The sequence below is a fragment of the Acidimicrobiales bacterium genome, assembly GCA_041394245.1.
In the GTDB taxonomy this organism is placed as follows: domain Bacteria; phylum Actinomycetota; class Acidimicrobiia; order Acidimicrobiales; family Aldehydirespiratoraceae; genus JAJRXC01.
In genome coordinates this window covers 1,150,571-1,163,885 of the sequence record JAWKIR010000002.1, presented here as the reverse complement: position 1 = coordinate 1,163,885, position 13,315 = coordinate 1,150,571, and the positions used below count along the sequence as shown (strand labels likewise).

Below are 13,315 nucleotides of genomic sequence, written 5' to 3'. Positions count from 1 at the left end.
GTTGATTCCCTCAGCGGGGGGCCGACGCCGAACCGAGCAGCTCGATGATCGTCGGCGCCCACCAGGTCGCGTCCGGGCGGGCGGCGCGCAACGCCTCGGCCAGGGGCGCGACGGCCGACGCACCACCGCCGATCACGGCGACCTGACGGTCGCAGCGCGGGCTCCCGTGCGAACCGTGGAGTTCGTCGAGCCAGAGTCCGAAGACGACGCCGGGGGCGCCCCACACGATGGTGTTGGCGTCGTCGATGATGTGGGCGCCTTCGACACAGTCGAGCTGGCGCAGGCGCTCGACCGGAGGGCCGTGCATCACCAGCGCCGCCGTTCCCTCGGTTTCGACGCTGCCGGGGAGACCGTTGGCGGCCAGCTCGGCCTCGAGGTCGATGCCGTGGGCGCTCACCTGCTCCTGGTCGTGGTCGCTCACGACCATGACGACGGTGTCGTCCCAGCCGGGTTGCAGCCGCTCCAGCAGCTCGCCGAGCGCAGCGTCGGTGCGCTGGGCACACTCGGCCAACTCGGCTGAGTGGGGCCCGAAGCGGTGCGAGACGGTGTCGGGCTCGTTGAAGTGGACGACAGCGAGGTCGGCCTCGACGAGGTCGACCTCGTCGATCGCGTCGAGGACCGCCGCGTTGGTGGCATAGCGGAACTCGTCGAGTTCGACCTCGGGTCGACGGCCGTCGGGGGGCCAGTGGCGGTCGGCCTCCAGGCCCCCCATGACGCCGATGAGGTGATGGTCGCCGACCGCGATCGCGCTCGATCGACCGGCTCGCCGAGCGGCGGCGAAGATCGTGTCGCCTCTCGGGCCGATCTCGGACGCCGGCCGAAACTCCGTACCGTTCCACACCCGGTTGACGAGGATGCCGTGGCCGACCGGCGCGAGCCCGGTGACGAACGTGGCATGGTTCGGGTAGGTCGCCGTGCTCAGCACCGCCCGTCCGCCCCGCGGGTTCGTCCCTCCCTCATCGGCGAGCCGAGCCAGGTTCGGCGTGTGGGTGGGCCCCACGAGGTCGACGGGCAGGGCGTCGATCACGACGAAGACGACGCGGGTCATCCGTTCCTCAGGGGGGTGATGACCTGCTCGTGGAAACGGAGGATCGGTTCGGTGTCCTTGGGGTTGCCGAAGTCCATCACGAAGTGGCTGACGCCGAGGTCTCGCTGTCGGGCGATGATCTCGACGAACTGGTCGGACTCGTCGTCGGATTCCGGGAGCGCCCGTTCGATGGTGGTGGCGATCGAGATGTCGTCGGGGTCGCGACCGGCGCCGGCGGCGGCGTCGTGGACGATGCCCTTCTTGCGGTTCCAGTCGTCGTCGCTGCCGACGAAGCAGTGCCAGATGTCGGCCCGGCGACCCGCCAGCGGGAGGCCGATCTGCTCCCCGAACGCGCCGATGCAGATCGGCGGGACGGTCTCGGGCAGGGGAGGGGCCGATGCCTCGGTGATGCGATAGTGCGTGCCCTCGAAGCTGGGGTAGTCCTCGGTCCACATGAGCCGACAGATCTGCACCAACTCCTCGAGCTGTGCGAAGCGCACCGCAGGGCGCGGGAAGTCGTAGCCGTAGGCCTCGTACTCGTCGGCCCGCCAGCCGGCGCCGATCCCGAGCGTGAAGCGGCCCTCGGAGAAGACCTGCAATGTCGCCGCCATCTTCGCGGTGAGGGCGGGCGGCCGGTAGCCATGGCCGAGGACGTGGTGACAGAGCTCGACGTTGTCGAACTTCGCGGCGATCCAGGTGAGGGTCGTCCAGGCTTCGACGAAGGGGTCGGTCTTCTGGTCGAAGCCGTAGAAGTGGTCGGCGATCCAGACCGAATCGAAGTACTGGGTGGCGGTCGGCAGGATGTCGCGGCACTGGTCGACCACGATGGGGCGGTGGTCACTCCACTGGTTGCCGATGCACGGGGAGAGCCAGCCGAACTTGAGCGGGTGTTGCATCCGCCCTTCCTAGTCGCTGCGCGGGCCCCGGTCAGTCGACGTAGGGCCGAACCTTCGCCTTCTTGCCACGAATCGTGGTGGCGTTGAGGGCATCGATCACGGTTTGGGCGGCGGCTTCCGGCACGCCGACCACGGCGTAGCTGTCGGCGATGCGGATCGGTCCGATCTCGCGCCCGACCAGGTCGGTTTCGTTGGCAATGGCGCCCACGAGGTCGCCGGGTCGTACGCCGGCTTTGCGGCCCATGCTGATGTAGACGAGCGAGGTGCCGGGGCCGACGTTGCCCCTCGGGCGGTCCTTCGGTTTCGTGAACTTGCTGCCGGGCCCGTAGCGCTCGCCGTCGCGATCCTTCTTCTTGTGCTTCTTGGGCCGGTCATCGGACGCGTCGGGGATCTCCCGCTCGTCGATCGTCGCTCCCCGGGCCTCGTGATAGAGCTTGATCGCGGCCAAGGCCAGGTTGCGGTCGCTGTCCTCGCCGGCGAGACCGTGGAGCACGGGGTTGAAATCGTCGAGGTCGTCGGCGGCGAGTGCTTCGCGGATCGCCTCGACGGTGACCTCGATCTGGCGGGCCCGCAGGTCGGCGACCGATGGGACCTTCTGGATGTCGATCTTCTGCTTGGTCAACCGCTCGATGTTGTCGAGCAGCCGCCGCTGTCGGGGTTCGACGAGCGTGATGGCGATGCCTTCGCGCCCGGCCCGTCCGACCCGGCCGATGCGGTGGACGTAGCTTTCCGAGGCCGAGGGCACGTCGTAGTTGACGACATGGGTGAGGGTGTCGATGTCGAGCCCACGGGCGGCGACATCGGTGGCGATGAGCAGTTCGGAGGATCCGTCACGCAGCTGGGCCATCACCCGGTCGCGTTGCTTTTGATCCATGCCGCCGTGCAACGCCTCGGCCCGGTAACCGCGGCCGTTCATGGTCTGGGTCAACTCGTCGACCTCGGTGCGGGTTCGGCAGAAGACGATCGCCGACGATGCGCCCTCGATGTCGAGAATGCGGCCCATGGCCGATGCCTTGTGCGCCCGGGACACGATGTAGGCGGTCTGGCGGACCAGCGTCTTGCCCGCCTTCGTCTGGCCTGCGCCGATGCGAATGCGCACCGGATCGCGCTGGTACTTCTTGGTGATCGCCTCGATACGGGGCGGCATGGTGGCCGAGAACATCACCGTCTGCCGCCCGCTCGGTGTCTCCTCGAGGATGGTCTCGATGTCCTCGGTGAAGCCCATGTCGAGCATCTCGTCGGCCTCGTCGAGCACGACGGTGCGGATGCCGTCGAGCTTCAGTGAGCCGCGACGGATGTGGTCGATCGCTCGGCCGGGAGTGGCGACGACCACGTGCACACCGCGGTCGAGTGCCTGGAGCTGGCGTTGGATGGGCTGGCCGCCATAGATCGGTACCACCTTCACGCCCTGGCCTGCGCCGTACTTGAACATCGCCTCGCTCACCTGCACGGCGAGTTCGCGCGTGGGGACGACCACGAGCGCGATGGGATCGGCCGGCAAACCCGGATCGATCAGGTTGAGAATGGGGAGCGCGAACGCGGCCGTCTTCCCCGTACCGGTTGCTGCCTGGCCGACGAGGTCGACGCCGGTGAGCAGGATCGGGATCGTCTCGCGCTGGATCGGGGTGGGCTCTTCGTAGCCGAGCGCCGCCGTCGTGGCGATCAGCTCGGGCCGGAGTCCGAGTGAGGCGAAGCCGCTCGCTCCGGATTCCGTGTCGAGCGTCTCGGTTTCGGTTTCGGTTGTGTCGGTGTCGGTGTCGGGCATTGACCGCTGCTTCCCTCGTGACGAGGGATTTCCCGTCTGGCCCATCTAGCCTACGGGCACGGTCGGTGGCTGAGGAGCCGTCGACCCACACGGTTTCCCGCCGTGCGGACTGCCCCTGCTTCGGCAGGGGTTTTTCGCGCCTCGGCTAGCATCGCCGTATGGCTCTTCGTGGCATCGCCGGTGAGATGGCTCGCAACACTGCAGGCATCTGGAAGGTCGTGGCCGACGTGGTCGACCCGAAGCCACCGAAGCCCGCACCGGAGTCGGTCGGCGAACCCGCCGCTCGCGACGAAGCGGTGGTCGAGGCGACGATCGACGTCGCGGCCGGGCAGATGCTCGTCCCGATCGATGCATGGACCCGCATTCTCGAACAGGTCGGTCACGTGCACGAGGCAGGTCAGCAGGTCGCCGAGGCCCGCGAACGGGCGGCGCGGGCCGAGACCGAGAACGAGTTCCTCAAGGAGCAGTTGCGCGAACTGAAGGCGCAGCGAGGTCCTCGACGACCGGCCGCACCGGCTCGCGATGACGCGCCCCCACCGGCAGCGTCGGACGCGACCGCCGCGCTCTCGTCGCGGCGCGATCGGCTCCGTCGGGCCCGCGCGACGGCGAGTCGCTGGATCGGGCCCACGTAGCGCCCCGCCGTGCGGTGCCGCCCGAAACCGGCGCAGACTGCCGCTCGTCTCCTCGGTGGAGGCACCCGCCGGCGCTCGCGTGAAATCATGACGTCTGGGAGTTTTGGCTCAATCTGCTCAGGATTGGTCCTCGGCGGGTCGATGGGGATCGTGACATCGCTCGTCGAGTGATGCTGCCATCACCAACGGAGTCCACAATGACCACCTCATTTCAGTTCCTCAGCGCTTGGATCACCAGCCGCATCGACGACGAGCGGGGCGCCAGCCTCGTCGAGTACGCCCTGCTGGTCGCGCTCATCGCCGTCGTGTGCATCGCTGCCGTGACCGCTCTCGGCGAGTCCGCCTCGTCGAAGTTCTCGGAAGTCGATTCGTCGCTCAGCTGAACCGTCGCGATTCGGTGTGTGCCCATCCGCATCGAGCGGCTCGGCGCACATCGCAATGTCGAAAACCCCAGGCCAACGAACCCTGTTCGTGGCCTGGGGTTTTGGCGTTTTCCCCGAGCCGTCGGTCGGACACCTTTGCCATTTGCTAACCCTGCGCTTGCCAAGTCGTTGACCGCCCTTCCCTAGGGTCGCACGCAGGGAATCCGGCCTCGGTCCGGGTGCAACGGGCGCAGATGCCGCCGAGGGCGAGGAACACGCGATGACGAACCAACCGATGCAGCGGATAGCGCGAGGTCGAGTGCTGGCGCCGCTCGCAGTGGCAGCGGTGATCGCCGGTGGTGCTTCGGCCCAGGCGGCGGCATCAACGGGAGGGCGAGTCGCTCCACCGGAGGCTCCGGAGGCACAGATCGACACGGCGACGATCGACGCCTACGACGACCTCATCGAGGTTTGGCAGGAGTCGTCCGCGTCCCAAAACTCGACCGACGTCGAGGTCGACGGCGACGAGGACGAGATCGAGGACGAGCACGAGGACGAGTACGAGGACGAGTCCGACGAGATCGAGGCCTACGAGGGCTCCGACGACGTCGATGCCGCTCCCGCAACGCCTGCACCGGCCCCCGTGCTGACCGCCGGCCACGACGACGATGACGATCGTGACGACTCGGACCACGGCGAGGATCACGACGAGTCGGACGACGACGACCGTGACGACGACGAGATCGGTGATCACGACGCGACGTCCCCACGCGACGATGACCATGACGATGATCATGGCGACGATGATCATGGCGACGATGATCATGGCGACGATGATCATGGCGACGATGATCATGGCGACGATGACCATGACGATGACCACCATGGCGGTGGCTCCTCGCGGGACGACTCCGGGCGCTCGTAGGAACTGTGCGCTCGTAAGTACTGTGGCCCCCAGAGGGCAACGATCGGAGTGCGCTGTTCCACCACGGCGCAGTCCCGGGTGGCCGGGCAGGACGCCGCCAAACCTGCCTGGTCACCCGAACTCTCTCGTCGGCAGCCGAAGCCGGCGGCCGGCCGCGTTCAGCGGTAGCCGTGCTCGATGTCGGGGAACCGCGGATCGGCGTCCCACGGGATGACATCGCTGGTGTCGAGGTACCAATCGAACACTCGGGCGCGGAGCTCGTCGACGATCTCGGCCGTGTCCGGCTGGTCGATCAGGTTGGTCGTCTCGTACGGGTCCGCGGTGCGGTCGTAGAGTTCGTCGTTCTCGTAGAGCCGGTGGACGTAGGACCACTCCGCGGTCCGGATGCACGTGGCCTTGCCGACCAGCTCGATCTGCTCCTTCTGGAGGCGTCCCTTCGGTTCGTAGATCCACCCGGCCGCCTCGAGCAGGTCGGCATCGGTGTTGCGAAAGCCGCCCTCGCAGAACGCAGCGTCGCGATGGGGCGCGTCGGCATCGTGCAGCAGGGGGACGAGGCTGCGGCCGAAGTGGGTGTGGTGTGCCTCGGTCTCTGCGAGTTCGAGCACGGTCGGGAGCAGGTCGACCATCTCGACCATCGAGTCGCACACCCGGCCCTCCGGGGCGTCGGGAACGGAGATGATGAGTGGGTTCCGGGTGAGCTGCGGATCGAGGCCCGACGGCCACTTCTCCACGAGGCCGTAGTCGCCCAGGTATTCACCGTGGTCGGTGCCGTAGATCCAGCCGGTGCGGTCGGTCTGACCGGCGGCGTCGACGGCCTCCATGATGCGGCGCAGCTGGTCGTCGGTGCGGCTGACCATGCCGTAGTAGGTGGCCCGGATCTCGCGGAACTCGTCGTCGGTGACTTCGTCCCAACCGTAGATGTCGCGATAGGCGTCCATGAACCGGGGTTTGCCGGCGCCGGCGGAGGTCGCGGCGGCGGGGATGGGGGCGGGCATGTCGGCCCGGTCGTGCATCGAGAACCAGGGTTCGTCGGCGACGAACGGCGGATGGGGGAACAGCAACGGCACCCACAGGAACCAGGGCTGATCCGACGGGGCGGCCTCGGTGATCCACCGGATCGCCGTGCGTACCGTCGCCTCGTCGGTGTCGATCACGGGAACGGGGCCGGCGCTGCCGAAGTAGAACGCTCGGTAGAGGGGTGATCCCTCCTTGACGGAGGCCCGGTACATCGCGGCCAATCCCTCGGGTGAGGGCGGCTCGAGCATCCCGCAGAAGTCGGTGCTGTCCTCGGTGACGCCGGGGGCGAACACGTCGCCGCGGTGGCCGGCGAACGCCACCTGGTAGCCGGCCTCCCTGACCGACCGCAGCAGGTTGGGCTCCCACGGCTTGATCAGGTTGTCGAGGGTGCGGTGTCCGGCGGTGTGCGGGTACCAGCCCGTCATCTGGCTGACCCGGCTCGGACCGCAGACGGAGTGTTGCACGAAGGCATTGGTGAAGCGGGTGCCGCGGGCCGCCAGCGCGTCGATCGTGGGTGTCTGCACGATCGGGTTGCCGAAGCACCCGACCGTGTCGGCCCGCTGCTGATCGGGCATGAACCACACGAGATTCGGGCGACCGCTCATCGTCGAACAGTAACGCCGCGATGAAGTCAGCCGTGAACCGTCTCGGCGCCGGCTCGCGACGCGACGCCGTAGGCGTAGACCGTCGGAACGAGCCAGACGAGGGGGATGAGGATCGCGATCGTCGGGGTGATGCCCGGCTCGTGGACGGGCTGGACGAGGTAGTGGTCGATGAAGCCGCCGTCGTAGGTGGCCCGGCCGGCACGCTGGAGAAACCACTTCTCGGCCACCGTCAACGGACACGCGGCGCCGGCGAGGAAGACCAGCGCCGTGGGGATCGCGAGGCCGACGTGGAGGCGGCGGATCCACGGGACGCGCACCCCGAGCGGTCCGCCCACGATGAGGACGACGATCAGCGCCAGGTGGGAGAGGGCCGCCAGGCGAGCCACGACGAGCATCGAGGTGGACATGTCGACCATGATCGCGCACCGGGACCCGACCCGAGGAGCACCAGAGATGACCGACCGCCGAATCCCGCGACCCCGCGAGTTCGCCGAACTGTTGAGGTTCCAACGGCCGACGCTCGATCGGACCGCCGCCCGTCTCTCGCGCGCCCACACGATCGCAGATCTGCGAGGCATCGCGCAGCGGGTGACCCCGAGGGCGCCCTTCGACTACGCCGACGGCGCGGCCGAGGCCGAGCTCTCGCTCGCCCGGGCACGCCAGGCGTTCGAGGACATCGAGTTCCATCCGTCGATCCTGCGCGACGTCGCCGGTGTCGACACGTCGTGCACGGTCGCCGGAGCTTCATCGGCCCTGCCATTCGGTATCGCCCCGACCGGCTTCACCCGCATGTTGCACACCGCCGGCGAGCGTGCCGGCGCTGCCGCGGCCGGCGCCGCCGGCATCCCCTTCTCGCTCTCGACCGTCGGCACCGCCACCCCCGAGCAGGTCGCCGAGGCGAACCCCGAGGGTCGCAACTGGTTCCAGCTCTACATGTGGAAGGACCGGGACCGTTCGCTCGACGTGTTGCACCGCGCCGCTGCCTCCGGGTTCGACACGCTGCTGCTCACGGTCGACGTGCCCGTCGGTGGTGCACGGCTGCGCGATCGCTACAACGGGCTCACGATTCCGCCGACGCTGACCGGGCGCACCGTGCTCAACGCCATCCCTCGCGTGCGCTGGTGGACCGACTTCCTCACGACCGAGCCGATCGGTTTCTCGACCTTCACCGAGTTCGACGGCACCGTCGCCGAGTTGCTCGACTCGATGTTCGACCCGACCGTCGACTTCGACGACCTGGTGTGGATCAAGGACCAGTGGCCCGGCCGCGTCGTCGTGAAGGGTGTACAGACGCTCGCCGACGCGAAGAAGTGCGTCGACCTCGGCGTGGACGGCGTGCTGCTCTCCAACCACGGCGGTCGCCAACTGGATCGGGCGCCGGTGCCGTTCCACCTCCTGCCCGCCGTCGTGCGGGAGCTCGGCACCGACACCGAGGTGATGATCGACACCGGGATCATGTCGGGCGCCGACATCGTCGCCGCCGTCGCGCTCGGTGCCCGGTTCACCCTGGTCGGCCGCGCCTACCTCTACGGCCTCATGGCCGGCGGACGAGCGGGCGTCGACCGGGCCATCGCAATCCTCGCCGACGAGATCACCCGCACCATGAAACTGCTCGGCGTGCGCACACTCGACGAACTCGAACCAGCCCACGTCACCCAGCTGCGCCGGCTGGTTCCGGTGGACCCTCTTCTGTGACCACCGGGTGACCACGGGGCCATCTCGGGCCAGAACGTCGAAACCCCAGGTCGCCCGAACAATGGGCCTGACCTGGGGTTTCTTCTGTGCACCCCCTGGGACTTGAACCCAGAACCTGCGGATTAAGAGTCCATCAAAAAGATTCCGGTGTGGTCCGGTGGAGTCCGCTGACCAGGTCATTTGTCCGAGTGGCTGTCCGGTCAATCCGACCTAGTCCAGTCTATAACAGCAAGTTGGGCACCGAGTTTGGCACTCGCCGGGGTGGAGGATCGGTGGAGTCCAAGATCGCCGGCCAGAGAAGCGCTGGCGCGGCGAGGCCCTCGAGGGGTCAAGGGATCGCCCGGAGGGAGGAGGCGAGGACACGGAGCGCAGCGGCGTCCCGCAGCCGGCCCTTGACGCCGAACAGGTTGGACATGATCGAATCGGCTTCGCCCTGGGGCGGAGCTTGGCTGCGTCATCGTCCGATTCCGAGTGCTGGTCCCTCGATCTCGCGTGCGGTCTGTTGTTGCCGGCTGACTGCTTGGTCGAGGCCTCGGTTGGCGTCTTCGACGAGGCCGCGGCTGTGGATGAACCCGAGGGGGAGTCGCGGGCCGCGCGCGGGGCCGAGTCCTTGTTCGAGGCCGAAGGCGGTCTGGTGCTGGTCGAGTTGTCCGGCGGCCAGGTCCCAGGCGTTTGCAGGTTCTCCTCCGGCGGGTCGTTGGCCGAGGCTTTCGGTGATGCGTTGGGGTTGTTCGCGTCGGATGCCACGGCTGCGGTTGCGTCGGTCGTCGCCGAGGCGGTCGTCGGTGTCGGCGAGTTGAGTTTCCATTGCCGGGCGTGTCTTGTCGAGGTTCTGTGCTCGGTGGAGTCGTCGATCGATGTCGTGGATCTTGTCGGTGAGCTGATCGATCTGAGCGCTCTGATCCCTGATCTGGTCGGCGAGGGATTCGATGGCCCGCTGCGCGCTGTGGATCTCGTTCTCGTGACCCTTGCGGCGGAAGGGCCGATCGTGTTGAGCAAGGGTGTCGGCTGCGTTCTGCAGTCGCTCGCGAGAAGCATCGAGTTGCGTTCGAGTGCGGTCTCGTTCGTCGACCGCTCTCTGGTAAGCGCGGGGTAGCTGATCCATGTCGGTGCGCAGTTGGGTCAGGGTGTCGATCAGCTGTGCCTGCTGGGCGAGCAGCGTCTGGAGTTCGTGCGTGGGGAGGTTGCCGGGGCGGTGGGGGTTGGTGCCGGCGAGTTCGGCTTGGCGGGCGAAGGCGGGTTGGTCGATCCAGCTGTGGGTGATGGCGTCGGTGAAGATGTCGAGAGCGGTGTCTTCGCCGGTTGTGGCGATGTAGGCGTCGTTGTGGTGGCGGCCGCGGGTCATGGGGACGTAGATGCCGCGGACGTCGGTGGGTCCGTCGAGGACGAGGATGGACCGGTCGACGGTGCGGCCTTGGGTGGCGTGGCTGGTTTGGGCGTAGGCCAGCTCGACGTGGTGTTGGACGTAGTCGGCGGGGAGGCGAACGGTGCCGGATCGTCCGTGCACGGTGAGGTCGCCGTTGCGGTGGATGGTGTCGATGGTCCATTGGTCGCGGTTGCGGATCATGAGGCCTTGGTCGGTGTGGAGTTGGCGGTGGTTGCGGCGGGTGGCGATCTCGTCGCCGAGGTGGAGCTGGTAGCCGCCGGCGTCGATGCTGCGGCTCCGGGTGTCGAGTTCGCCGGCGTCGATGCGTCGTTGTTGGGCGGCGTGGTTGAGGCGGGCGACGGTCTCGTTGGTGGGGGCGGCGAGCACGACGGTCTCGCCGCGTTTGCGGGCGCCCCACCAGGCGTCGAGGGCCTCGCGGTCCATTCGGGAGGCGGTGCCGCCGTGGAGGCGGCCCTCGAGGTCATAGACCTCGGCAACGGTGGGGTCGCCCCGGCGGAGCCGGAGGGACGCGTCGCGTTCCCAGTCGTGTGTGAAGCGGTGGACCTGGTCGAGTTCGATGGCGCCGTGGGTGTCGATGAGGTGGTTGAACATGCCGCCGCGTCCGACGGCGGAGAACTGCATCGGGTCACCGACCAGCGCGAGGCGCCAGCCTCGATCGTCGGCCAGCGCGGCGAGCTGGTCGAGGCGGTCGGTGGCGACCATGCCGGCCTCGTCGACGATCACGGTCGCTCCGGCCGGGAGGTTGTAGCGGTGGTCGGGTGGTCGGCGTAGCGAGTGTTCGGTGAGGAGCTTGTCGATCGTGTCTGCCGCGAGGCCCGTTTCGGATGCAAGTACGTCGGCCGCCGCTGCTGAGGGTGCGACGCCGAAGACGGGGCGACCGTCTGCTCGGAGTTGTTCGACGGCGGGTGCGAGCGCGGTGGTCTTGCCGGTTCCGGCCGGGCCGACCACGAGGACGAGGTCGGCGTCTCCGGCGACCGCTGCGGCGGTTTCGGCTTGTGGGCCGGTCAGGTCGATGCTGCTGCGTTCGACTGCGTCGGCGGAGTCGGTTCCTTCGTGGGCTATTCGGCGCTCGGCCCAGGCGAGGAGCCGTTCCTCTTGGGCGAGGATCGCCGGAGTGGTTAGGGCCCGGTCGGCGGTCGACTCGGTGATCGGTCGGCCATCACGACGCAACGTCACGTTGTCGGGGATGGGGCGGGAGATGTCGACGCAGTAGTCGCGAATGGCGATTGTCGTCAGTCCGTCGAGCATTGGGTCCATGTCGGCCGGATCGACGTGCACGTCAGCGGGGAGCGCGGCGGCGATCTCGCGGGTCAACTGGGCGGGCCGCCACGTCGATTGCTTCTCCGACAGCGCCGCGATCGCCTGCGCCGTCATCTTGGCGACGATCTCACGATCCAACACCCGACCACGGATTCGGTCGACCGCGTTGTGGACAAGCTGAGCTGGGGTGTGGCCGAGCGCTTCGATCTGTGTGATCCAGCCGGCGTGGAGTTCGGCGGCGTTGACGGCGTGGGTCTTGGCTGGTCGGCTGTCGATGACGGCTTCGCGCTCGAGCCGCCACCGTTCCCTCGGTGTCGGGTCGCGTTCGAGGGTGTCGATGAACCGGTCGATCTTCTCATCGATGCGACGCTGCACACAGGCAGTGCGAGTCGAGAACTCCTCCAACACCACATCAGGCATATGGGCCATCTCCGCGATGCCGTTCTCGACCGGTAGCCATTCGACACCGAGCCGCTCGGTCAGCTCCGAGCGCAGTGTCGCGTGATAGATCGCCGACAACGTCCGCTGATCCAGCTTCAACGTCCGCGCGTCGAGGGCCAGCCAGCGGCCGTCGGGGGATCGAACCTTGTTGGCGATGACCACATGGGTGTGAAGCTGCGGGTCGAGTGATCGTGACGTGTGCTGACGAAACGTCGCCGCGATGATCCCTTGCGCATCCACGACCGCCACTTCGCCGTTGATCCGGTAGCGGGTGTGGGCCTGCTGCTCGACCCAACCCAGCATCGTTGCCACTGCCGTGTCGTGCGCATCGAGCACCTCGCCGCGAGTTTGGTCGTCGCCGATCGCGAACAGCGTGGACACCGACTTCGGTGCCGACGCCGTCACATCGAACCCCCGAACCGACTCATCGCCATACCCGCGACCCAACGGAACCTCAGCGCCGGCATGAGGCTGCAGGCCGGCCATGACTCGCATGAACTCGCCGTCGACGATCGCGCCCTCGAGCCCCAACAGCTCGGCCCCGCGGCCGTGCCACACACCGGCCGGTTCGCCCGAATCGAGGTAGTAGTTCGGCAACGCCTCCACGTAGTACGCGCCCGCGTCGACGCCCTTCAACGTCGTCACCCGAGCCGTCACCGCAACCACCGCCGCGACCGCGACAACCCTGTCCCGCACACACTTGTGCACCCGTCTGTCACTTCCTCGTCGCCTTGTCGGGAGATGGCCGGGAGAGGCATGACCGCGTCCTCAGTCCGCGAACGGGAGGTGGGTCTGAGCGTCCACCGGCGGGCGGCGCCGGCGGGCCGTGCTGCTAGGCGCAGCGACGCGTCGGTCGGCGCTGGCCGCCGCTCGTCGTGTCTGATCGAGCTCGCCGGGAAGCGGCGGCTCAATGCCCAGAAGCGTCGTCAACGTTGGCCGGGTGACGACGACGCGACTACCGATCCGAGTCGTGGCGAGTTCACCGCGCTGAACCAGCTCGTACGCCGTCGACCGGCCGATACCAAGAAGCTCGGCCGCTTCCGCGACCGTGTAGACCAAGCGGAGATCACCCGACCGCATCGCCGTCCTCCAGTCCGGTCCAGTCCCTCACCTCTGTCACAGGGACATCTACGGGAGCCCAACGCGACGTCGCCGGCCAGAATCGGGACACTGCTCTGTTCTGAGCTGGAGCAGCGCAGAGTTCTCTGAATGCGAGCACCATGCCCACCTGTGACCCACCGGTTGCGCCGATTGGGACACCGGATGCCGATCGTCAGCGAAGCGATCCGGGAGGGATCGCCTT

At 67.9% G+C, this 13,315-nt stretch carries 10 protein-coding genes; 3 read left to right on the top strand and 7 right to left on the bottom strand.

Annotated features, from left to right (window positions below; genetic code table 11):
* Window positions 1–10: 10 nt before the first annotated feature.
* The 3 genes from R2707_05850 to R2707_05840 are packed head-to-tail and all read right to left on the bottom strand — an operon-like array spanning window position 11 to window position 3,688.
* Entirely contained in the window at window positions 11–1,048 is a 1,038-nt protein-coding gene (locus R2707_05850; protein MEZ5244599.1) for an ectonucleotide pyrophosphatase/phosphodiesterase, read from the bottom strand.
* Window positions 1,045–1,923 carry an LLM class flavin-dependent oxidoreductase gene (locus tag R2707_05845; protein ID MEZ5244598.1) on the bottom strand — a complete coding sequence of 293 codons (879 nt, stop codon included), beginning with the start codon at window positions 1,921–1,923 and terminating at the stop codon, window positions 1,045–1,047. Before R2707_05845 ends, R2707_05850 begins: the two co-directional genes overlap by 4 nt.
* A 31-nt stretch (window positions 1,924–1,954) precedes the next feature.
* Entirely contained in the window at window positions 1,955–3,688 is a 1,734-nt protein-coding gene (locus R2707_05840) for a DEAD/DEAH box helicase (GenBank protein ID MEZ5244597.1), read from the bottom strand.
* A 158-nt stretch (window positions 3,689–3,846) separates the two neighbouring features.
* Here R2707_05840 and R2707_05835 point away from each other — a divergent pair, with 158 nt between their 5' ends.
* Window positions 3,847–4,320, top strand: coding sequence for a hypothetical protein (locus R2707_05835; protein ID MEZ5244596.1), 474 nt, complete (start codon window positions 3,847–3,849; stop codon window positions 4,318–4,320).
* A gap of 197 nt (window positions 4,321–4,517) precedes the next feature.
* Window positions 4,518–4,703, top strand: coding sequence for a Flp family type IVb pilin (locus R2707_05830; GenBank protein ID MEZ5244595.1), 186 nt, complete (start codon window positions 4,518–4,520; stop codon window positions 4,701–4,703).
* Window positions 4,704–5,064: 361 nt separating this feature from the next.
* Here the strand turns inward: R2707_05830 and R2707_05825 are convergent, their stop codons facing one another.
* From R2707_05825 to R2707_05815, 3 genes are all read right to left on the bottom strand, one after another.
* Window positions 5,065–5,568, bottom strand: coding sequence for a hypothetical protein (locus R2707_05825; GenBank protein MEZ5244594.1), 504 nt, complete (start codon window positions 5,566–5,568; stop codon window positions 5,065–5,067).
* A gap of 197 nt (window positions 5,569–5,765) precedes the next feature.
* On the bottom strand, window positions 5,766–7,229 hold the full coding sequence (locus R2707_05820; protein MEZ5244593.1) for a sulfatase-like hydrolase/transferase: 1,464 nt from the start codon (window positions 7,227–7,229) through the stop codon (window positions 5,766–5,768).
* A gap of 26 nt (window positions 7,230–7,255) precedes the next feature.
* Complete coding sequence (locus R2707_05815) at window positions 7,256–7,636, bottom strand: DUF2784 domain-containing protein (protein MEZ5244592.1); 381 nt, start codon at window positions 7,634–7,636, stop codon at window positions 7,256–7,258.
* Window positions 7,637–7,682: 46 nt separating this feature from the next.
* On the opposite strand from R2707_05815, the gene R2707_05810 reads away from it, so the two are divergent.
* Complete coding sequence (locus tag R2707_05810) at window positions 7,683–8,924, top strand: alpha-hydroxy acid oxidase (protein ID MEZ5244591.1); 1,242 nt, start codon at window positions 7,683–7,685, stop codon at window positions 8,922–8,924.
* 454 nt (window positions 8,925–9,378) lie between these two features.
* Here R2707_05810 and mobF read toward each other — a convergent pair whose 3' ends face one another.
* Window positions 9,379–12,669, bottom strand: coding sequence for a MobF family relaxase (gene mobF, locus R2707_05805; protein ID MEZ5244590.1), 3,291 nt, complete (start codon window positions 12,667–12,669; stop codon window positions 9,379–9,381).
* Window positions 12,670–13,315 lie beyond the last annotated feature (646 nt).